The 20,511-nt window shown below is 33.9% G+C and carries 21 protein-coding genes and 7 tRNA genes; 18 read left to right on the plus strand and 10 right to left on the minus strand.

Annotated features, from left to right (window positions below; all coding sequences use genetic code 11):
• From ACFOZZ_RS11385 to ACFOZZ_RS11405, 5 genes are all read right to left on the minus strand, one after another.
• Window positions 1-215: transposase-like zinc-binding domain-containing protein (locus tag ACFOZZ_RS11385; protein WP_376815275.1), on the minus strand; the 215-nt coding region annotated here is incomplete at its 3' end.
• A gap of 88 nt (window positions 216-303) precedes the next feature.
• Window positions 304-708, minus strand: a complete 405-nt coding sequence (locus tag ACFOZZ_RS11390) for a hypothetical protein (protein ID WP_376815276.1) — start codon at window positions 706-708, stop codon at window positions 304-306.
• Between the two features lie 20 nt (window positions 709-728).
• Window positions 729-860 (minus strand): hypothetical protein, encoded by a 132-nt coding sequence (locus ACFOZZ_RS11395; RefSeq protein ID WP_275055953.1) that lies wholly within the window; start codon window positions 858-860, stop codon window positions 729-731.
• 91 nt (window positions 861-951) lie between these two features.
• On the minus strand, window positions 952-1,485 hold the full coding sequence (locus ACFOZZ_RS11400) for a hypothetical protein (RefSeq protein WP_376815277.1): 534 nt from the start codon (window positions 1,483-1,485) through the stop codon (window positions 952-954).
• Complete coding sequence (locus tag ACFOZZ_RS11405) at window positions 1,416-2,051, minus strand: hypothetical protein (protein WP_376815278.1); 636 nt, start codon at window positions 2,049-2,051, stop codon at window positions 1,416-1,418. The genes ACFOZZ_RS11400 and ACFOZZ_RS11405 overlap by 70 nt, the downstream gene beginning before the upstream one ends.
• 567 nt (window positions 2,052-2,618) lie before the next feature.
• Here ACFOZZ_RS11405 and ACFOZZ_RS11410 point away from each other — a divergent pair.
• The 7 genes from ACFOZZ_RS11410 to ACFOZZ_RS11440 all read left to right on the plus strand — a co-directional run bounded on the left by ACFOZZ_RS11410 (window position 2,619) and on the right by ACFOZZ_RS11440 (window position 3,229).
• Window positions 2,619-2,693: transfer RNA gene (locus ACFOZZ_RS11410), tRNA-Cys, on the plus strand.
• Between the two features lie 7 nt (window positions 2,694-2,700).
• Window positions 2,701-2,789 (plus strand) — tRNA-Leu (locus ACFOZZ_RS11415).
• Window positions 2,790-2,799: 10 nt separating this feature from the next.
• Window positions 2,800-2,876 (plus strand) — tRNA-Pro (locus tag ACFOZZ_RS11420).
• A 6-nt stretch (window positions 2,877-2,882) separates the two neighbouring features.
• A tRNA-Ala gene (locus ACFOZZ_RS11425) sits at window positions 2,883-2,958 on the plus strand.
• A gap of 8 nt (window positions 2,959-2,966) precedes the next feature.
• Window positions 2,967-3,044: transfer RNA gene (locus tag ACFOZZ_RS11430), tRNA-Asp, on the plus strand.
• Between the two features lie 3 nt (window positions 3,045-3,047).
• Window positions 3,048-3,123, plus strand: a tRNA-Phe gene (locus ACFOZZ_RS11435).
• A 13-nt stretch (window positions 3,124-3,136) separates the two neighbouring features.
• Window positions 3,137-3,229: transfer RNA gene (locus ACFOZZ_RS11440), tRNA-Ser, on the plus strand.
• A 180-nt stretch (window positions 3,230-3,409) separates the two neighbouring features.
• On the opposite strand, the gene ACFOZZ_RS11445 is transcribed toward ACFOZZ_RS11440, so the two are convergent.
• Window positions 3,410-4,141, minus strand: coding sequence for an MIP/aquaporin family protein (locus tag ACFOZZ_RS11445; protein WP_278780886.1), 732 nt, complete (start codon window positions 4,139-4,141; stop codon window positions 3,410-3,412).
• A gap of 169 nt (window positions 4,142-4,310) precedes the next feature.
• Here ACFOZZ_RS11445 and ACFOZZ_RS11450 point away from each other — a divergent pair, with 169 nt between their 5' ends.
• From ACFOZZ_RS11450 to ACFOZZ_RS11490, 9 genes are all read left to right on the plus strand, one after another.
• Window positions 4,311-4,766 carry a peroxiredoxin gene (locus tag ACFOZZ_RS11450; RefSeq protein WP_147556405.1) on the plus strand — a complete coding sequence of 152 codons (456 nt, stop codon included), beginning with the start codon at window positions 4,311-4,313 and terminating at the stop codon, window positions 4,764-4,766.
• On the plus strand, window positions 4,763-5,497 hold the full coding sequence (gene yaaA, locus ACFOZZ_RS11455; protein WP_279068765.1) for a peroxide stress protein YaaA: 735 nt from the start codon (window positions 4,763-4,765) through the stop codon (window positions 5,495-5,497). The genes ACFOZZ_RS11450 and yaaA overlap by 4 nt, the downstream gene beginning before the upstream one ends.
• Window positions 5,490-6,503: a CapA family protein gene (locus ACFOZZ_RS11460; RefSeq protein ID WP_376815279.1), complete on the plus strand. Its 1,014-nt coding sequence runs from the start codon at window positions 5,490-5,492 to the stop codon at window positions 6,501-6,503. Before yaaA ends, ACFOZZ_RS11460 begins: the two co-directional genes overlap by 8 nt.
• 18 nt (window positions 6,504-6,521) lie before the next feature.
• On the plus strand, window positions 6,522-7,394 hold the full coding sequence (locus tag ACFOZZ_RS11465; protein WP_055289651.1) for a MurR/RpiR family transcriptional regulator: 873 nt from the start codon (window positions 6,522-6,524) through the stop codon (window positions 7,392-7,394).
• Between the two features lie 123 nt (window positions 7,395-7,517).
• Window positions 7,518-8,927, plus strand: a complete 1,410-nt coding sequence (locus tag ACFOZZ_RS11470; protein WP_376815280.1) for a glycoside hydrolase family 1 protein — start codon at window positions 7,518-7,520, stop codon at window positions 8,925-8,927.
• A gap of 1 nt (window position 8,928) precedes the next feature.
• Window positions 8,929-9,573, plus strand: coding sequence for an AAA family ATPase (locus tag ACFOZZ_RS11475; RefSeq protein WP_376815281.1), 645 nt, complete (start codon window positions 8,929-8,931; stop codon window positions 9,571-9,573).
• 13 nt (window positions 9,574-9,586) lie between these two features.
• Complete coding sequence (locus ACFOZZ_RS11480) at window positions 9,587-10,141, plus strand: chromate transporter (RefSeq protein ID WP_376815282.1); 555 nt, start codon at window positions 9,587-9,589, stop codon at window positions 10,139-10,141.
• A complete protein-coding gene (locus ACFOZZ_RS11485; RefSeq protein ID WP_278861304.1) occupies window positions 10,138-10,698 on the plus strand; it encodes a chromate transporter in 561 nt (186 codons plus the stop codon). Before ACFOZZ_RS11480 ends, ACFOZZ_RS11485 begins: the two co-directional genes overlap by 4 nt.
• Window positions 10,699-11,268: 570 nt before the next feature.
• Window positions 11,269-12,519: an RNA-guided endonuclease InsQ/TnpB family protein gene (locus tag ACFOZZ_RS11490; RefSeq protein ID WP_376815283.1), complete on the plus strand. Its 1,251-nt coding sequence runs from the start codon at window positions 11,269-11,271 to the stop codon at window positions 12,517-12,519.
• Window positions 12,520-12,851: 332 nt separating this feature from the next.
• Here the strand turns inward: ACFOZZ_RS11490 and ACFOZZ_RS11495 are convergent, their stop codons facing one another.
• The gene (locus ACFOZZ_RS11495; RefSeq protein ID WP_055289636.1) at window positions 12,852-13,805 is read right to left on the minus strand and encodes a GTP-binding protein; all 954 of its coding nucleotides are present in this window, start codon (window positions 13,803-13,805) and stop codon (window positions 12,852-12,854) included.
• Window positions 13,806-13,981: 176 nt separating this feature from the next.
• Here ACFOZZ_RS11495 and bsh point away from each other — a divergent pair, with 176 nt between their 5' ends.
• Complete coding sequence (gene bsh / locus ACFOZZ_RS11500; protein ID WP_376815284.1) at window positions 13,982-14,956, plus strand: choloylglycine hydrolase; 975 nt, start codon at window positions 13,982-13,984, stop codon at window positions 14,954-14,956.
• Window positions 14,957-15,011: 55 nt separating this feature from the next.
• Here the strand turns inward: bsh and ACFOZZ_RS11505 are convergent, their stop codons facing one another.
• Window positions 15,012-16,931, minus strand: a complete 1,920-nt coding sequence (locus ACFOZZ_RS11505) for an NAD(P)/FAD-dependent oxidoreductase (protein ID WP_376815285.1) — start codon at window positions 16,929-16,931, stop codon at window positions 15,012-15,014.
• A 136-nt stretch (window positions 16,932-17,067) separates the two neighbouring features.
• On the opposite strand from ACFOZZ_RS11505, the gene ACFOZZ_RS11510 reads away from it, so the two are divergent.
• Window positions 17,068-17,661 carry a TetR/AcrR family transcriptional regulator gene (locus ACFOZZ_RS11510; protein ID WP_006504632.1) on the plus strand — a complete coding sequence of 198 codons (594 nt, stop codon included), beginning with the start codon at window positions 17,068-17,070 and terminating at the stop codon, window positions 17,659-17,661.
• Between the two features lie 130 nt (window positions 17,662-17,791).
• Here the strand turns inward: ACFOZZ_RS11510 and ACFOZZ_RS11515 are convergent, their stop codons facing one another.
• Together ACFOZZ_RS11515 and ACFOZZ_RS11520 are read right to left on the minus strand one after the other, a co-directional pair.
• On the minus strand, window positions 17,792-19,162 hold the full coding sequence (locus tag ACFOZZ_RS11515; RefSeq protein ID WP_279067625.1) for a sodium-dependent transporter: 1,371 nt from the start codon (window positions 19,160-19,162) through the stop codon (window positions 17,792-17,794).
• Window positions 19,163-19,288: 126 nt separating this feature from the next.
• Window positions 19,289-20,506: an ElyC/SanA/YdcF family protein gene (locus ACFOZZ_RS11520; protein ID WP_278779831.1), complete on the minus strand. Its 1,218-nt coding sequence runs from the start codon at window positions 20,504-20,506 to the stop codon at window positions 19,289-19,291.
• Window positions 20,507-20,511: the final 5 nt, after the last annotated feature.

Here is a 20,511-nt window from a genome sequence, read left to right on the forward strand (position 1 = left end):
CTAAAAGACTTGTGACAGTCAAGACAGATATATCTCTGATGTCCGTTCTTATCTTTTCCATTCTTCTTGAAATGAACTGAACCACATATAGGGCATGCCTTATGAGATGGATCAATGTCTTCATCATCCTGTTCATATAATGATTCGATAAGTTTATTTACATAATCCTTATCCTTAGATCTTAAATAGTTTTTTACCTGGTTTTCAGTTATCATAGCACTCACCTGACCTTTTAAGATCATTTTACAACTATTCGAGAAATGATGATTTGAGTTAGGCGGCTATAAAGTAGAAAAATAGGCGTTAAGCTAAATTTAATGATCTAGTAGCAACACTTTTCATAAACTTAGCGATATTATTTAGCTTTAAAGAATCAAGTAAATAATCATAATTATCCGATAAAGCATCTATCTTAATCAATTTCTTACCTGTTTGATCATATAAGATCATTGCGTCTTTCTTATCAATAACTACCTGTCCAATACCAGTGATACATAATACCTTCTTAGCATGAAATACTCTATGTATCTCTATTAGAGACTCATTAACTGATACACCCCATATAGATGCCCAGGCCACGCCATATAAACCAATAGCCCCAAAGATAGAAGAAACATACAGATGTCCCATCTCTACTGTTTCATTGCCTTGCAGATAGAAATAACTAAATACAAGAAACATAACCATTCCTAGAATGAACTGTGACATACAGGCATACTTCAACACCGCTAGCGCTTTACTCTATAATGTGTAGTACTTATGTCCTCATCAATTGTTTTACTAGAAAAATGAGATATCGCTTCACCGATAACACCTAACACAATCGCAATAATTATGTATCTAATTATAGTTTCTATCATATCTGTTCACCTCTTATACATAAATTATATTGTATCAATTAATATACTACAAGACACAAAAGATCCCCTAGGATCTCCTAGAGGATTCTTATTAACCCCAGACTTCTTCTGCGATTTCTTTTACAAGCTTTAATTTAGCCCATTCTTCTTCTGTTAGTTTATTACCAATCTCACATGATGCAAAACCACATTGTGGACTCAAAGAAAAACGTTCAAGAGGAATATACTTGCTTGCTTCCTTAATTCTCTGAATTACTTTTTCTTTATCTTCTAATTCTGGACGTTTAGTAGTGATTAATCCTAAGACAACCTTCTTATCACCAGATACTTTTGCAAGAGGCTTGAATCCTCCTGATCTTTCATCATCATATTCTAAGTAGTATGCATTCACATTTTCTTCACCAAATAATAAATCAGCCACACCATCATAAGCACCCCAACTAAAGAAAGTAGAATGATAATTACCATGACATACATGTGTATTGATTTCTAAGTCCTTTGGACTTGCTGCAACAACTTCATTGTTAAGTTTTAATAATCTCTTTTTATAATCTTCTAATGCATCACCAGTACGTCCTGTAAGCCACGTGCAAGCTGTGGATTGACCATACCACCCCAGACGCAATCATCAAACTGCAATACTCGACATCCTGCATCATAGATTTCATGGACAAACTCGATATAATCCTTAACTACATCAAAGGCAAAAGCCTCTTCATTTTCATAAATACTTAATGTATTTCTAAGTAACTGTGCTCCCGTAAAGTAAGCATAGAACTGTCCTGGTGAAGGAATAGTCTGTTTGGCTAATGTATTTTCATCTTCAAACTGTTTTACAAATCTGAAATAATCTACAAAAGGATGATGATCACAGCTGATCTTTCCTGTGACATAAGTATCATCAATCATTGCTGCTTCACCATCAAATGTTGTATTACCTTCTATTGTCTTTTTGTGTTCTACACCATTAAATCCCCACATAAAATCTAAATGCCATGTAGAACGTCTAAATTCTCCATCGGTGATTGTATGATAACCTAATTCTTTAATCTTAGTAATAAGTTCTGCAATACATTCATCTTCTACCTTTTTTAATTCTTCTAGATTAATTGTATTATTCTCAAAATCTCTTCTCGCCTTCTTAAGTCTTTCAGGTATTAAGAAACTACCTGCATAATCATATGTATTCATTTTAATTGTCTCCTTTTTTTTCGTGAGTTCATTGTATCAGAGATATTCTGAAAGTAGAAATACGTATAAATGTATGTTCGTTATAGATTAAGGCTGTGGATACGATACATCAGCAATGTACTCGTATTCAAAAATAGAAAACATATTATAAGTGTTATAATCCCTTTTATACCTAGAGTATGCATAGAACTCACTAAAGGCATCATACGAACAATTGAATAGGCGACATTAAATTCTATTAATATGCATGTAGATTGTTTTCTAAATATATACTGTAATATAATCAAAACAATCATTAATGGTAATGAGGTTTTAATAACAGATAAGATTATTTCTTTATACATAGTAATCACTCCCTGTTTATTATTATGACTACTAATTTTAAGAGAATTATGTGATTTATAACAGAAATGTAAATTGTATTGATTATTCCATTATAAAACCGATTATAAGGTTTTCTCATTGAAGAAATGAATTATATTTTATACACTTTTTTAAACTTTTTTCTTAAAGACCCTTGCAATTATCTAAAATCCATAGTATATTATACGAGTGCCACGAAGCAACGGTTCCATAGCCAAGTTGGTAAGGCAGAAGACTGCAACTCTTCGACCATCGGTTCAAGTCCGGTTGGAACCTCCATACGTGTGCCCTGGTGGCGAAACTGGTAGACGCACAGGACTTAAAATCCTGCGGACTTCAAACTCCGTGCCGGTTCGATTCCGGCCCAGGGCACCATCTTTATAAACGGGAAGTAGCACAGCTTGGTAGTGCACCTGGTTTGGGACCAGGGGGTCGCAGGTTCAAATCCTGTCTTCCCGACCATTTATTGGGGCCTTAGCTCAGCTGGGAGAGCGCCTGCTTTGCACGCAGGAGGTCAGGAGTTCGATCCTCCTAGGCTCCACCATTTTTATTGGTCTGGTAGTTCAGTTGGTTTAGAATGCCGCCCTGTCACGGCGGAGGTCGCGGGTTCGAGCCCCGTCCAGACCGCCAATTGGTTCCGTAGCTCAGTCGGTAGAGCAGAGGACTGAAAATCCTCGTGTCGCTGGTTCGATTCCGGCCGGAACCACCATTTTACTTATGATGCAGGTTTACCCAAGTTCGGCTGAAGGGATCGGTCTTGAAAACCGACAGAGGATTAACGTCCTGCGGGGGTTCGAATCCCTCAACCTGCGCCATTAATAAATATAACTCAGGATTCTTTCCTGAGTTTTTTTGTGCATATTTCAAAGACTATATTTTAGAGGTTCTTATTAGACAAGATAAGTATTTTAGTTATCAAACTATCGATGCTTATCCTTTTTAATTACTCCCCTATTCTTTGAGACAAAGAAAAAAAGCTATCAATTGATAGCTTCTTAGAAAATGTTGAAATATAATAGACAAGCACAGATACTTGCACAAATTGGAGCAAGTACTGGTACCCATGCATAATCCCACTGAGAAGTTCCCTTGTTCTTAATTGGTAAGATTGCATGTAAGATTCTTGGACCTAAGTCACGAGCTGGGTTTAAAGCTGGACCTGTAGGGCCACCAAATGAAGCAACTAATGCCATAACTAATAAACCAACACCAATGAAACCAGCACCCTGATTACCATGTTCAAAAATTGGTGAATGAGTAATAGATAATGCACAGAAGAATAAGATGAATGATCCGAAGAATTCGTTTAAGAAACCATTTAACTTATTCTTTGTTGCATCAGTAGTTGAGAATGTACCTAAGATTGCTTCAGGATTTTCTGTTGAGTCATAATGAGGCTTGAAGCAAAGATAAACAATGAACTGACCTACGATAGCACCAGCGAACTGTACTAAGATGTAAGGTAATACTTCAGCTAATGGTACATCACCTACAACAGCAAGACCAATAGTGAATGCTGGGTTGATATGGTTACCAGAAATTTTACCAATCATAAGAGCTGGAATCATAACGGCCATACCATAACCGATTGCAATGACGATCCATCCACTGTGGTTTCCCTTTGTTCCCTTTAATTCCACGTTTGCTACTGAGCCGTTACCAATCATAACCATGATTGCAGTTCCAAGGAACTCAGCAATTAGACGAGTAGTTAATGAAAATGTCATAATTGTCCCCCTATTTAATATTTAATTGTGTTTAATGACATTTGGATTATAAAACCTGTATTTCAATGTGTCAACATGTTTATAAAATGTTAATGCTTACAATCGTTTTTTTGTGCATAGGTGGCACATTATTTCTATTTTTGGTATAATGCACAAAGGAGGGTTTGTTATGTTAGAGATTAATACAAAAGCACCTTCTTTTAATCTACCAGATGAAGAAGGCAATATGCATACTTTAGAAGAATATAGAGGACATCGCGTGATTCTCTATTTTTATCCTAGAGATAATACACCTGGATGTTCTAAACAGGCATGCGGGTTTAGAGATTTGTATCCTGAATTTTTAGAAAAGGATGCAGTGGTCATTGGAATCAGTAAAGATTCTGTAGCAAGCCACAAGAAGTTCAAAGAGAAATATGAACTACCTTTTACTTTGCTTTCTGATACAGAAAAGAAGACAATCATGGACTATGACGTATGGAAAGAGAAGAAGAATTATGGAAAGGTCAGCATGGGTGTTGTAAGAACAACATACTTAATTGATGAAGAAGGAATGATCATTAAAGCCAAGGAGCGTGTAAAGACAGCTGATAATCCAAAAGAGATGCTTGAGGCTTTATCATGAAGATTATCATGAGTCCTGCTAAGAAGATGAGAAGCGACGAGGATGCTTCTATTGCTCCTACTACACCTTGTTTTCTTAAAGAATCTCAAATATTAGAAGAGAAACTTAAGAGTATGTCCTATGAGGAATTAAGAAAGCTTTGGAAGACCAACGAAACATTAACACATCAATGTTTTGAAGAGTTACAGGAGCGTCAGTTTAAACCTCTTACATGTGCAATTCATGCTTATGATGGGATTGCGTTTAAGTACCTTCATCCCTTTTCTATGAGCGATAGTGAAAGAGAGTATTTAAACATGCATTTACGTATTTTATCAGGTCTGTATGGAGTTTTAACACCTACCGACGGAATTGTACCCTATCGTTTAGAAATGGGCGTAAAATCGTTTAATTTGTATCAATTCTGGGGTAGTAAAATATATAACTCTTTGGATGATCATGTCATCATTAATCTAGCCTCTAAAGAGTATTCAAAATGTATTACTGATTACTTAACGGAAGAAGACCAATGTATTGAGATACAATTTCTAAGAAATATCAAAGGAGTACTCAAGCAGCAGGCAACCTATGCGAAGATGGCTAGAGGTGCAATGATCTCTTATATGGCTAAAGAAAAGATAGAAAATATAGAGGACTTAAAGAAGTTTAACGATTTAGATTTTGTATTTGATGAAAAGCTATCTAATGATCATTGTTTTGTATTTGTACAAGGGAGAAATGAAAATGAATAAGTTTTTAAAAGGTTTTGTATGTGCACTCCTTGTATTAAGTACTGGTTGTGCTCAAGAAGAGAAGAAAGAAACACCAAAGAAGACTAAGAAAAAGACAGATGAAACAGCTCAGGTCACTCATACTGATATTACTATGTCTTTTGTAGGTGATATAACTTTAGGAAATTATGCAGGACAGCCATATGATGGATCTTTTGATCAGGAATATGTAAAACAAGGTAATAATCCTGATTATTTCTTAAAGAATGTAAAAAGTGTTTTTGAACAGGATGATTTAACTATTGCGAACTTAGAAGGTCCTTTGACTGATGAAGAGAGTCATGTGATTAAGTCATTCCCTTTTAAAGGTAAAAAGGAATATGCAAAGATTTTAACTAATAGTAGTGTTGAAGCTGTGACAGTCGCAAATAACCATTCTATGGACCGTTATCAGAAAGGGATGGATGATACTAAAGCAACTCTAGATGAGTATGGTGTAGGCTATTTTGGATATTCAAAGAGCTATATTAAGGAGGTAAAGGGAATCAAGTTTGGATTTCTTGGTTATGCATTTCCTAATGCTGTATCTGATGAGATGAAGAATGCGATTACTGAATTAAAGAAGAAGACTGATTTTGTGATTGTTTATTATCATTGGGGTATTGAAAGAAACTATAGTCCTACTCAGGGACAAAGAGATTTAGCACATGCAACTATTGATGCAGGGGCTAATATGGTTGTAGGTAGTCATCCTCATGTATTAGAAGGGATTGAAACATATAAGGATTCCCCTATTGTTTATAGTTTAAGTAACTTCTGTTTTGGTGGCAATAGAAATCCAAGTGATAAGGATTCTATGATCTACCAGCAAACATTCCATTTTACTAATAAGAAGATTACGAGTATGGAACATAAGATTATTCCATGTATGATTTCTTCTGTTAAGTATCGTAATAACTATCAGCCTATAATTGCGACAGGACAGGATGCAGAGCGTATACTAAAGAAAGTCAATACAATCCAGTAAATGAAAGGTGTTGATCAAATGATTGAAGATATCTTAAAAGAGAAAAAGAATATGACAAATGGAGAAAAGAGAATTGCGGATTATTTCTTAGATAAAAAGACTTTACTTCGTAAACAAAGCAGTCGTTCTATCGCATCTCAATTGTTTATCAACCCTTCTATGATTACTCGTTTTTGTCAGAAATTAGGATTTCATGGATATACTGATTTTCTTGAAGAATATTTAAAAGAAATTGAATATACAGAATCTCATTTCCAGGATCTTGATCCTAATCACCCTTTTGATGATCAAGATAAAAACACTGTAATCGCAAATAAGATTGGACAGCTATATCATGAAATTGTAGATGATACATTAAAGCTAATTGGTCATGATGATCTGCAGAATGCGATTAATTGTTTAAATAGAAGTGATATTATTTATGTATATTCTGCAGGCGTACAAGGTGACGTAGCCCAGACTTTTAAAGATAAGATGTTGAAGATTGGAAAGAATGTGGTTCTTGAAACAAAGATGAATGAACTCTATTATCGTGCTTCTTATTGTTCTCTTAATTGTTCATTTATTATTCTCTCTTACTCTGGAGAAATAGAAACAGAATTAAGAGGTGTTAAGAAGCTTAAAGAGAGACATATTCCTCTTCTCGCAATTACATCTTATGGAGATAATACATTGTCTCAATATGCAGATTATGTTTTGCATGTTTCTACAAGAGAAAAACTGAAAGATAATCTAGGTGATTTTGCGATGAATATATCTACGATGTTGATTCTAGATATATTATATGTGAGTATTTTTAATACTGATTATTTAAAGCATTTTGAAAGAAGAAGATCTAGTTCACAGGGATTTGATTTATTTAGAACATCCAAGAATCCTAACATTAAGTAAGCAACATTGTTGCTTGGATATTATTAGAAACACACATCTTTTCGCAACGCTATTGAAAGAAGCCGTTCATTAATTGAGCGACTTCTTTTTTTATTTATAATCTTAGTTGTAGAAAGAAAGGTGATGAAGATGTTTCCAAAAGATTTTCTCTGGGGTGGTGCAACGGCAGCTAACCAGATAGAAGGTGCTTATTTAGAGAATGGTAAAGGATTAAGTACCGCAGATGTGATGACTTTAGGGTCTCATGAAAAGAAAAGACGTATTACAAAAAGTATTGAAGAGAATGAGTATTATCCTAGTCATAATGCGATTGATTTTTATCATCATTATAAAGAAGATATCGCATTATTTGCAGAAATGGGATTCAAGGTTTATCGTATGTCTATTAACTGGACACGTATTTTCCCTAACGGGGATGAATTAACACCCAATGAAGAAGGACTTAAATTCTATGATGCAATACTAGATGAATTAGAGAAGTATCATATTATACCTCTTGTAACTATTTCTCATTTTGAAACACCTTTAGGACTTCAAAAGTATGGTTCATGGGAAAATAGAGCTGTAGTGGATTGTTATGTGCGTTTTGCGCTAGTTTTACTAAAAAGATACAATAATAGAATAAAATATTGGCTTACGTTTAACGAAATCAATTGTATGTCTACTCAGCCTTGGGTTGCAGCTGGTATTAATAGTGATGATGAGAGAGTAAGAATGACTGCAGCATATCATCAATTTATTGCAAGCGCAAAAGTTGTAAAGATTGCTCATAAAATTAATCCTGATAATAAGGTAGGAATGATGTATTGTGGTCATTTCTCTTATGCATATAGCGCTAATCCTGATGATGTGATTGGAACGATGAATTTTATGCATAGTATGATGTTCTATTGTGATGTACAGTGTCGTGGATATTATCCTCAATATAAAATAAAAGAACTAGAGAGACTACATATTACCTTACCTATTCAAGAAGGAGATTTAGAAATACTTAAAGAAGGTAAAGTAGATTTCTTATCACTTAGCTATTATTGTACTCATGTGACTGGTAAAAAGACGAAAGGTATTCTTAAAGGTATGAATGGTTTAGATACAGGTTATAAGAATACATTCTTACCTAAGAGTGATTGGGGGTGGACTATTGATCCCCAGGGGTTAAGATATGCATTAAATTATTTATATGATCGTTATCAGTTGCCTTTGATGATTGTAGAGAATGGAATAGGTGCTATAGACCAGTTAGAAGATAATAAGGTCCATGATACATATCGTATTGAGTATTTAAAAGCGCATTTAAAGGAATTGTCTAAAGCAATTGAATTAGATGGTATTCCAGTGATGGGTTATACAATGTGGGGGCCTATTGATTTAATTGCGGGATCTACTGGTGAAATGAAAAAGAGATATGGTTTTATTTATGTAGACGTAGATGATTCAGGAAATGGCTCTATGAAGAGATATAAAAAAGATTCTTTTTATTGGTATAAGAAGGTTATTGAAACAAATGGACAAATCTTAGAGGAGGATTACTAGTATGAAGAAATATATTTTAATGGATAGTGAATATTGTAGTATGGGTAGATGGATTTCTGTTATTGTAGGTAAAAAGTTAGGAATGAAATTATATGAAGGTAAGGATCTTGTAAAACTAGCTGATGAAGAGTGGTTAACTGAAGATTATTTAAAGGATTTTGATAATAGAATTGCGGATATGTCTTTAGAAGAAGTAAAGGCAAGTGATGAAATTAAAAAGGTTCATCATGCTTTATCTAAAGCCATTCTAAAAGCTGTAGAGAATGGTCCATGTATTATTCATGAAAGAGCTGCAGGTGATGTACTTGAAGGACATGCAGATTGTTTAAAGGTACTTTTATATAATACTTCAATGGAACATCGCATTCCTCGTGCAATTGCGGATAAAACATATGATTTAGAAGGATTAGAACATGATGAATTAGTCAATTTTATTCATCGTGAAGATCATAAGCGTAAGGTTTATCGTGATGCCATTTCTCATCATTTATGGGGTGAAAAACAAAGCTATGATATATGTTTAGATAGTGATTTATTATCTAGAGAGAAGTGTGCAGAAATATTAATCGAAGCGGCATCAGATTGTAAACTTGATTTAGAGGAATGTGCTCAAATTATTAAAAGTTATTTTGACTGGACAAGATAAGAGGTAAATAGAGATGATCAAAAAACTTTGGAAATTATTTTTTTCAATGGTCTATCTCAGTACTTTTACTTTCGGCGGTGGCTATGTCATTGTCACATTAATGCAGAAAAAGTTTGTAGATGAGTATCATTGGATCAATCGAGATGAAATGCTGGACTTAGTAGCCATTGCCCAATCAGCACCTGGTGCTATTGCCGTCAATGGAGCTATTGTAGTTGGATATAAGATTGCTGGTGTTTTAGGTATTATAGTTAGCGTTATTGCGACTATTCTTCCTCCATTTATTATTATCTCTGTTGTATCTGTATTTTATTCTATTTTTAAAGAGAATTTAATTGTTCATTATATACTTGATGGGATGCAGTCAGGTGTAGGTGCAGTGATTGGTGTTGTTGTTGTAGAAATGGCATTAGGTATCTTTAAGGAAAAGAAAAGAAGTTATTATTTGATTATGTTCGGTTCTTTTATTGCGAATTACTTCTTTAAGGTAAATGTTGTATTGATTATTTTGACATGTATTGTGATAGGTATTATTTATTCTTTATATGAAAGGAGACTCCAGCAATGATCTATATACAGTTATTTTTAAGTTTTCTGCAGATTGGCGCTTTTAGCTTTGGTGGTGGTTATGCTGCTATGCCTTTGATTCAAAGTCAGATTGTCAATTTACATCATTGGCTGGATTTTAAAGAATTTACAGATTTAATCACTATATCACAAATGACACCTGGTCCTATCGCAATTAATTCAGCTACATTTGTAGGAACTAAGATTGCTGGTATTCCTGGTGCTATTGCCGCGACTTTAGGATGCATTCTCCCTTCTTGTATACTAGTAACTAGTATTGCATATTTTTATCTTAAATATCGTCATCTGCGTTTCTTGCAGAATATTCTAAATCACTTGAGACCAGCCGTCGTTGCATTGATTGCAACCGCTGGTGTTACCATAATGATTTCTGCATTATTTGGTAGTGAAGCAACAATTATATTAAATAACTTCCGTATTCATCAATTGATTATATTTCTATTTTGTGTATTTATGCTCTGGTATAAGAAATCTAATCCAATATTTGTAATGATTCTTTCAGGGGTTATTAATGTTATTTATCAGATTATCATCTAAAAAAGAGTAACTAAATAGGCTTGGAGTTAACTTTATTTATTTCATAAATCATTTACCATGTTTTTAAGATCAATAAATCTATAGAAAGAAAAAAAGGATAAGCATCGAAGTTTGACGACCGAGATGCTTATCCTAGCCAATAAGAACACTGCAATAATAAAACTTTCATCTAAAATCAAGCATATTACTGAAAATTAATATAAAAAGATTATTCAATATCTGAACTTCGATGAACTATCATGCCCTAAGTATAATTCCAGAGGTCTTGTGTATATAATAGTTAATTCTCTTAGGGAATATAAGGATCTGTTATAGACCCCATACCAATCATACAGGGTTTTCATCTAAGAGTTCTCAAGCATCCTCTATAGAGGTTCATCCCATTATTAGAGGATAAAATACCTTTGACCTTTTTATAGAAGATGAGCGTAAAACCCATTACCTTTAGGTGATGGGATATAAGCGACAAGAAATTATATATTTTACTGAAATGATGATATTACATTAGAATATGCGATATAATAGGTACATGGAGAACATCTCTCTAAATCTTTAGAAAGGAAAAATGCTATGTATCTTACAGTAAAGCAACAAGTAAAACATCTTTCAAAAGAAGATTACAAAAATATTAAGCATCTTTGCCATATAGCAAAGAATCTCACTAATCAAGCAATCTATAATGTAAGACAGTATTACTTTAACGAGGGCGAATACCTTAATTATGAAAAGAACTATGCTCTATTAAAAACATCTAACAGTTACAAGATGCTGAATTCAAATATGGCTCAACAGATACTTAAAGAGGTCGATGGCAGTTTCAAATCATTCTTTGGACTACTTAAGCTTGCTAAAAAAGGCAAGTATGCTTTTAAGGATTGTCGTTTGCCAAACTATCTTCCAAAAGATGGATATACTACGCTTGTCATAGGTTTTGTAAGACTTAATGGTAATAAACTGATTTTACCATATTCAAATGCTTACAAGAAAACACATAAATGTGTAGAGATTACCATCCCACCTATATTACTTGATAAGAAAGTTAAGGAAATCCGTATCATACCGAAAGCAAACGCTAGGTTCTTTGAAATTCAATATACTTACGAAGCTGAATGTATTCAAAGAAACTTAAATATCAATAATGCACTAGCAATTGACCTTGGTATTAATAATCTTGTAACAGCGGTATCAAGTAATGGCAAGACATTCATCATTGATGGTAAGCGACTTAAATCCATAAATCAGTGGTACAATAAGAAAAATGCACATTTACAGTCTGTAAAAGATAAACAAAATATTGGGAAAAGACCTACCAATAAACAAAAAGCCAATACTCGCAACAGGAATAATAAGATTAATGATTATATGAACAAGACTGCTCGCACAATCATAGATTATTGCATCAATAATGATATTGGAACACTTGTAGTTGGCTATAATGAAACTTTCCAGAAGAACAGTAATATTGGTCAAGCCAATAATCAGACATTTGTAAATATACCTTATGGACAACTTCGTTTTAAGCTAGAGTACCTTTGTGAGATTAATGGCATTGTCTTTGTAAAGCAGGAAGAAAGCTATACTTCAAAAGCATCATTTTGGGATAAGGATGATATTCCTATTTACAATAACGACAACCCGCAAAGCTATACATTTAGTGGAAAGCGAATATATAGAGGTATGTATCAATGTTTAAATGGTAAATGTCTTAATGCTGATGTAAATGGTGCATTAAATATTTTGCGTAAAAGTAATGTTGTGTCTCTTGTGGAGCTATACAGTAGAGGCGAGGTGGACACGCCTGTAAGAATAAGGATTGCCTAGCAATAGGTGGAAACTTAAATATCAAACTTCTTAAAAAGAGCCGTTAGGCTCTCTAAAGCCCATTACCTTTAGGTGATGGGTAGTTCACAATGTATATTACTCCTTTTCTAAGCAAATACGACAATTTGTATAAAGAAATCTTTTTAAAAAGTTCATATAATAATGTTGGAAAGAGATTTCCCACTCTTTTCTACCCTTCGAGGTCAGCGCCCATTCCCTTCTAAAAGCTGACCTTTTTTATTTATTCTTTATATAGAATTGGTTTAATCATTACCTTGTATCAATATATTCAGGTGATGAAGATATGTGATTCCCACCATATTCTACAAATATCACTTCATCAATGGCCAGCTATGCTGTTTTTTTATGTATTCTTCTATCTTTTCTTTATTTAATGATTCACCAATGACAATAATGATTTCCTGCCCTTTCGCAATTGTTTCAGTAGTAATCTGGTCTTTTGTTGCATTAAGTTCTATCCATTGATTATCTTCAGGAATAAAGCCTTTGATTCTAAATACCTTACCACATAGAGGATCATTAAAGATAGAATGAGTGGCTTTTGTTAGTTCTTCTTGAGTAATAGGCTGGTTCATAAAGAACATAGTAGAGAACGCTTCTTCTTTCTTAAAGAACATCTTAATAAAGCCTTCTAATTCATAACCAGAATGAAGAATAGAATCAAAGTCTTGATTATTGAGCGTTTCTAAATTAAGACAGTCTTCTTTATTAAATCTTCTTTTACATTTAATAAGAGCCATTGTGTTATTTAAGTGTGTGATTGTGTTATTGATTTCTTCTTCTGTGGCTTCACTAGAGCGACTGAGAATGATTTTACCAGCATCTGCAACCTGACAGCCTAGTAAGTAATCTGATTGCTTAGAGAGACTATTTTCGAGCTTAGAATTCACTAAAGCAATCACATTACCAATCTCATACCATTTATCTAATGGTTCTTCATGAAGTACATCAAAGAACTCATCGACATCATAAATACCTGATGGTTCTACTAATATTCTATCAAAACCTCTCATACCCATAGAAATGAGTTTTGTCTTAAAACGACGTCTATGACAGTCTAAATCTCCTCCACCAACAACCATTTCTAGTTCACATTGGTCACCTAATTCTTCTTCTAATACCATCATATCTACATTAATCGCACCAAAATCATTTTCTAAAATTGCGATATGCAGTCCTTGATTAATTAAATATTTCGCATACTTCTTAATAAATGTTGTTTTACCTGATCCTAAAAAACCTGTAATTAAATCGACTTGTACCATAAGTTCACCTCTTGATTTTATTATATGTTGATCTAATGTTTTGTCAAACAGTTCACATTAGTGACATGTAAGAGACATAGAATATTCTTTAGAAACTATATGTGAATTATGTCAAACTATGGACTTAACATACCTATATATTTATGTTAGAATTCAGTTGAAAGGGGGCAGTGAATATGTGTACTGCTGCATGTTTTAAAGATAAGGATTGTTATTTTGGAAGAAATCTTGATTACGAGTTTTCTTATGGTGAACAGATTGTTGTAACACCTAGAAATTTTGAGTATGGTTTTAGACATACAGATGAACCATCTTACAAATATGCCATCATTGGAATGGCTCATGTCAGCGATGGGTATCCATTATATTATGATGCAATGAATGAAAAAGGATTAGGTATGGCTGGACTTAACTTTGTAGGAAATGCTTATTTTAATCCTGTTGTAAAAGGAAAGACAAATGTTTGTTCCTTTGAATTTATTCCTTGGATCTTATGTCAGTGTGAAACTGTTGATGAAGCAATAAAGCTTATTAATGAAATGAATTTATGTGATACACCTTTTAGTGCATCATTCCCACCTGCTTCACTTCATTATATGATCAGTGATTCAAATAAAACTATTACTGTAGAAGTAATGAAGGATGGGATACATATTTATGATAATCCTGTAGGTGTACTGACTAATAACCCACCTTTTGATAAACAGATGTTTAATTTAAATAATTATATGTATCTTTCTACTAAACAGCCTGAGAATACATTCTCTCAAAATGTAAACTTATCTACTTATAGTAGAGGTATGGGTGCTTTAGGATTACCTGGTGATTTATCTTCAGCATCACGTTTTGTCCGTGTCGCATTTTCTAATATGAATGTCACTAAAGGATTAAATGAAAAAGAGAATGTGAGTCAGTTCTTCCATATTCTTGGTTCAGTAGAACAGCAGAAAGGACTATGTGAAGTATCTGAAGGTAAGTATGAATATACTATTTATACATCTTGTTGTAATTTAAACAAAGGTATTTACTACTATTCAACTTATCATGGACATACTATTAAAGCGGTGGATATGCATAAGACAGATCTTGATAATAAAGATTTGACATGTTATCCAATGATTGATGAAGAAGTATTCTTCCAGCAGAACTAATAGAAAATTCATAAGTCAGAATATAAAATAGCACTCGATCTGAGTGCTATTTTCATTATTCCATAACTCTTATTGCATGATAACCTTCATGAATAGCTGTCATAATCTTTCTTGGAGATACAGCATCTCCCACAACGCAGACTTCTTCATACATATCTTCTAGAAGGTTTTCTAATTCATTGTTTGGTCTAAATCCTACTGCATTGATGATTGTATCACATGCAATAACATAAGTCTGACCATCCTTTTCATAAGTTACGCTATTATTTGAAATTGCAATGACTTTCGCATTTCCAACGGTTTCTACATTTCTATCTTTAACTAATCTTCTCAAATGCTGATCATTGTTTAAACAATGCTGTGCTGTATAAAGAATATCAGGCATCATTTCTAATAAGGTTACATGGTCTGCACGAACAGCAATATCGCATGCTGATTCAGTACCTGCAAGACCACCACCGATTACAACAACATTCTTCCCTACTTCAGCTTTATGTGTTAAATAATCACTTGCTAGAATAGTATGTTCAATACCTTCAATAGGTGGAGTGACTGGTCTAGAACCTGCTGCAAGAATAACCTTGTCATAATCTTTTTGTTTAAGGTTATCTTTTGTTATTTCAGTGTTAAGGTGAATATTTACACCCAGTTTATAGCACTGTGTTTCTAAATACTTAATTAGATTTAATACATCATGTTTAAAATCAGGTCCTCCTGCGGGCCATAAAGTACCGCCTAAACGATTTTCCTTTTCATAAAGGTCTACTTCAAAGCCTCTTCTTCTTGCAGTGATTGCTGCTTCCATACCTGCTGGACCACCACCGATAACTAATACTTTTCTTACTGTACCATCAGCCTTAGGAAGTGCATATTCCTTTTCAGCATAGCATAGTGGATTGACTGCGCAATAGTAATGTTTACCAGAGAAACCAGCTAATAAGCACTCATTACAGCCTACACATGGTGTGATGTCTTCTGTATGTCCTGTCTTAACTTTCTTTACCCAATATGGATCGGCAAGCATCTGGTGACCTAAACCAATATAATCAAGAATCCCATCTTCTACTGCCTTTTTTGCAACAGCAGGATTTAATAATTTGCCATCACCAAGCACTGGAACATTAACTACTTCTTTAATTGCCTTTTGAACATCTAACTTGAATCCTTCTTTACTATAAACAGTAGTAATCGCTTGATACCACTCCTCATAGCAACCAGTATCTACATGTAAAGCATCAACACCTGCCTTTTCAAAAATCTTTGCCATTTCAATACCTTCATCAATTGTTCTAAAACCTTCAACACGATGAACTGGCGTAAACTTTACAAGAACTGGGAAACCCTGAGGGACATTCTTCTTAATTGCTTCTATGCATTCTAATGTAAAACGCATTCTATTTTCTAGACTTCCGCCATATTCATCAGTACGGTTATTCCACTGTACTGAATGGAACTGATCTAACAAATATCCTCCGTATGCATGTAATTCAACCGCATCTGCGCCTGCATTCACTGCAAGAGAGGCTGAATAACCTACTTTTTCTACTAAATAATGAATGTCATCCTTAGTAAATGGTTTACAGATTAAATCTGGGAACCAGAATGATCCAACACTACCTGCACTGTATGGTGGTGTAAAAGGATCTGTGAACTGTTGTCTACCTAATCCTGGAGATAACTGCACACATACCTTGGCTCCATAATGATGACATCTGTCTACTAACATATTTAATCTTTCGACATGATGGAAATCAGATAATTCAGTACAAGGACGTGGTTCATATTTAGTAGAAACAACGTTCGCACCAGTAATAATAAGTCCTGTACCACCTTTAGCACGTTCCATGAAATAATTAATTGCATCGATGTTGTAAGCACCATCCGCTTCACCTGTTGTACCCATTGGAGACATAAAGATTCTGTTCTTTAGTTTCATTGTTCCAATAGACGTCTTATCAAACAAACTCTTTGTCATGACATATCCTCCTTATTTACATCAGTTATGTTTATCTTTACCTAAGTAAAGTTTATACTTAAATAAATGATATGTCAACGCTTTCAGAAAGACTTTTAATTAAATCTATGTTACTATAGTTAAGAAAGGTGATTATATGAAATCAGTAAACAAAGAAACAATTACAGAAGTCGCATTAGACCTCTTTCTCAAAGAAGGATTCAATAATGTAACTGTCAATCAAATATGCGAACATTGTGATATCACAAAACCTACATTCTACAAATATGTTAATTCTAAGGATGATTTGATTCTCAATCTCTATGATCAGACTATTTCAAATATTTTAGGTGATACATACCACCTTTTACAGGCAGATAGTCATTTCGAACAGTTATTAATGATTTTCAATGCATTAATTCAAGAAACAAAGAGATTTGGAAGTGATTTATTCTCTCATATGCTTATCGCAAATTTAAACGAAAATAAGCATAGTTTTGATATGAGAAATTCCTTAACAGACCTTTGTGTGATGATTATAAAGAAATCTCAGGAAAAGAATGAAATTAAAAACCATACAGATCCACACATCCTATATGAGACTCTTGCTCATTTGTTTACAGGATATGAAACTGTATGGTGTATTGAAGATGGAAAGACACAATGGAATAAATCATTCTATCAGAGCTTAATCGCATTATTACAAGTAGAAGATCAATTTGTAGATATCTATAAGAAGTATATTGACTAGGAAGGATTTTATCCTTCTTTTTTTATCTTATCTTGAAGATTATAACTATTGTCACGATAAAAGTAATGATCAAGTTCGTTGCTGCATAAAATCACTATCTAATGAAAAAAAAAACAGACCGAAGCCTGTTTTACATCTTGATGATTCCAAATGCATTTGCAACTGAACTTAACAAGATAATAGCTGCAAAGATTGGACAAACATATTTAATCATGAAATTGAAGATCTTTTCACGTTTGAATGGATTGTTGTGAGACTTGATTTCTTCCGCAATCTTGTCTACACCAATCACTCTAGATACAAGTAAACAGATGCATATTGCAGAGATTGGCATCATGACTGAGTTCGTTAAGAAATCAAAGAAGTCTAAAAACTGCATACCAATGATCTGGATAGAGGCTAGTGGTCCATAACCAAGTGATGATAATGAACCTAATGCAAGCATGATAATTCCAAGAACACATACAGATTTATGTCTACTCCATCCAAGTTCATCCTGGAAAGTAGATACTGCACATTCAGTTAGGGCAATTGAACTAGTAAGTGCTGCAAATAATACTAATACGAAGAATAGAATACCAATAAGTGTACCAAGTCCCATACTATCAAATACTTTAGGAATAGTAATGAACATCAATGATGGTCCTGCATTAAGGTTATCCATATTCCCATTAGAGAAGGCAAATACTGCTGGGATAATCATTAATCCAGCCATAATCGCAATAGCTGTATCAAATACTTCTACGCTTTCTGTAGAGTTTTCAATAGACACTTCTTTTTCTGTATAAGAACCAAAAGTGATTAAGATACCCATGGCGATAGATAATGAATAGAACATCTGTCCCATTGCAGTCACAACTGTCATCCATGAGAAATTCTTAAAGTTAGGTACAAGGAAGTATTTAACACCTTCTAGTGCACCTGGGCGAGTCACTGAATAAACAGTAATGACACATGATAACACAACTAAGATAGGCATCATGATCTTAGAGACACGTTCAATACCATTTTTAACACCTGCAAATACAATAAATAAAGTCAGTAAAGCAAAGGCAATAAAACATAATTCTGTTGAAACACCATTAGAGATAAATGTAGAGAAGTAGTCACTAGATGCTAAAGCATGACCATTACCCAAAACATATTCTATAAGGTATTTAATGACCCATCCACCAATAACAGAGTAGTAAGGTACGATTAATATAGGGATAATCGCATTGATCCATCCACCAAACTTATGCCCTATAGAGTTTCCAAATTTTCTAAAAGCCCCTACAGGACTCTTTCTAGTCATTCTTCCAATTGTGGTTTCTGCAATAATCATTGTATAACCAAATGTGAGTGCAAGAATGATATAAATTAATAAGAAGATTCCTCCCCCATATTTTGCTGCAAGATATGGGAAACGCCAAATATTTCCTAAACCTACTGAAGCTCCTGCGGCAGAGAGGACTAATCCTAGTTTTCCTGAGAAAGTACTTCTCTTTTCATTGTTTTTCATAAAATCCCTCTTCCTTTTGTCTTTTTTTTAGAACAATCAACATTATATCACAAAAAAGAGATAAAGGAATAGAAAAGTTCAGAAGGTAAAAAAACAGAATCTCATTACTGAGATTCTGTTATGTGGTTAACTCTTTTTCATTCTTATTAAGAGATAAATTCCAGATACTAAGAACAATGCTGCAAATACAACCAGCTGTGTATTATCTCCTGTTTTAGCAGGTGTCTTATCTTTTTCATCTTTCTTTGTATCTTGTTTTTTATCTGGTACAACTTCTGCTTTTTTCGCAATCAACTTAAAGTCTTCAGTGACTGTATGATTATTTTCAGAATGTGTGATTGTAAATGTCTGATCTTCTTCTTTGTTTTTATCAAAGCCTGTTAATACAGCTTCTTTTGTAACATCACGACTAAATCCATTGTCATAATAAGCAGTAATTGTAAGATCTGCTTCTTCACCTTTAACATGTTCTTTATTCTGCTTGATTTCAAGCTTTGTGAGTACTGAAAGCTTCTGTTTTCTAGGAACAGTCTTTACATCAATACCTGCCATCTGACAGATACCTATAGCTTGAAGTTGTACTGATTCATAACCGAGTGATCCAGTCTTAAAGCCTGCATTAGAGATAATAGATAGAGGTGCACTATTGTTTTCTAGTCCTTCTAAAACAAACTTAGTGTAGTATAAGATACAGCCACGAGGTACATGGTAATCACTTGTTACAAGAACAACATTCTTAACATCTGGATACTTTGTTTTTAATACTTCATAAGTATTTTTCGCATTTCCTACTGTATCCTGTGCTCTATTTTCTACAATCAAGCGAGATGGCTCTAAGCCCTGTTTTAAGAGCCATTCACCCATCAATCCACCTTCAGTCACATTTGGATTATTCTTTGCAGTCCCACCACCTGTAACGACGACATATGATTCAGGATATTCTTTCGCAATTGCCAGACCTGTTTGAAGTCTACCTACAAGTTCTTCCTTCATCGTACCATCATCATTGAGTGCAAATCCAAGAATAACAACTGACATACTATTATCTTTTGGTAAGCCTTGAGGTACTTCATTTACATGAGTGAAATCAGGAGAATTGACTTCTAGCCAATAATGCATGATTGAATCCCAAGCTTCTCCCTTTTTCTTATCTACAGATTTTAGTTCTACTAAGACACGTTCAATATCAGTGACTGAGTCTTCCATATAATCTGCATAATAACCAATTAATTGTGAAATGAGGACATCCGCATCATTTTCTGCGTATACTGGTGTCACTAGAAATGCACTGAACATCAATGAGAAAGCAGTGAATAATGCGAACAATTTCTTATATCGTTTCATAAGTT

The organism is Catenibacterium sp. GCM10023432, from assembly GCF_042651925.1.
GTDB classification, from domain to species: domain Bacteria; phylum Bacillota_I; class Bacilli_A; order Erysipelotrichales; family Coprobacillaceae; genus Catenibacterium; species Catenibacterium mitsuoka.

Bases quoted from the DNA above. Each gene is read 5' to 3' on its own strand.
- ACFOZZ_RS11390 (WP_376815276.1), bottom strand. From the start codon at position 708: ATGTCACAGTTCATTCTAGGAATGGTTATGTTTCTTGTATTTAGTTAT.
- ACFOZZ_RS11515 (WP_279067625.1), bottom strand. From the start codon at position 19,162: ATGAAAAACAATGAAAAGAGAAGTACTTTCTCAGGAAAACTAGGATTA.
- yaaA (WP_279068765.1), top strand. From the start codon at position 4,763: ATGAAGATTATCATGAGTCCTGCTAAGAAGATGAGAAGCGACGAGGAT.
- ACFOZZ_RS11460 (WP_376815279.1), top strand. From the start codon at position 5,490: ATGAATAAGTTTTTAAAAGGTTTTGTATGTGCACTCCTTGTATTAAGT.
- ACFOZZ_RS11470 (WP_376815280.1), top strand. From the start codon at position 7,518: ATGAAGATGTTTCCAAAAGATTTTCTCTGGGGTGGTGCAACGGCAGCT.
- ACFOZZ_RS11475 (WP_376815281.1), top strand. From the start codon at position 8,929: ATGAAGAAATATATTTTAATGGATAGTGAATATTGTAGTATGGGTAGA.
- ACFOZZ_RS11495 (WP_055289636.1), bottom strand. From the start codon at position 13,805: ATGGTACAAGTCGATTTAATTACAGGTTTTTTAGGATCAGGTAAAACA.
- ACFOZZ_RS11445 (WP_278780886.1), bottom strand. From the start codon at position 4,141: ATGACATTTTCATTAACTACTCGTCTAATTGCTGAGTTCCTTGGAACT.
- ACFOZZ_RS11450 (WP_147556405.1), top strand. From the start codon at position 4,311: ATGTTAGAGATTAATACAAAAGCACCTTCTTTTAATCTACCAGATGAA.
- ACFOZZ_RS11395 (WP_275055953.1), bottom strand. From the start codon at position 860: ATGATAGAAACTATAATTAGATACATAATTATTGCGATTGTGTTAGGT.
- ACFOZZ_RS11405 (WP_376815278.1), bottom strand. From the start codon at position 2,051: ATGAATACATATGATTATGCAGGTAGTTTCTTAATACCTGAAAGACTT.
- ACFOZZ_RS11480 (WP_376815282.1), top strand. From the start codon at position 9,587: ATGATCAAAAAACTTTGGAAATTATTTTTTTCAATGGTCTATCTCAGT.
- ACFOZZ_RS11510 (WP_006504632.1), top strand. From the start codon at position 17,068: ATGAAATCAGTAAACAAAGAAACAATTACAGAAGTCGCATTAGACCTC.
- ACFOZZ_RS11520 (WP_278779831.1), bottom strand. From the start codon at position 20,506: ATGAAACGATATAAGAAATTGTTCGCATTATTCACTGCTTTCTCATTG.
- ACFOZZ_RS11485 (WP_278861304.1), top strand. From the start codon at position 10,138: ATGATCTATATACAGTTATTTTTAAGTTTTCTGCAGATTGGCGCTTTT.
- ACFOZZ_RS11465 (WP_055289651.1), top strand. From the start codon at position 6,522: ATGATTGAAGATATCTTAAAAGAGAAAAAGAATATGACAAATGGAGAA.
- bsh (WP_376815284.1), top strand. From the start codon at position 13,982: ATGTGTACTGCTGCATGTTTTAAAGATAAGGATTGTTATTTTGGAAGA.
- ACFOZZ_RS11505 (WP_376815285.1), bottom strand. From the start codon at position 16,931: ATGACAAAGAGTTTGTTTGATAAGACGTCTATTGGAACAATGAAACTA.
- ACFOZZ_RS11490 (WP_376815283.1), top strand. From the start codon at position 11,269: ATGTATCTTACAGTAAAGCAACAAGTAAAACATCTTTCAAAAGAAGAT.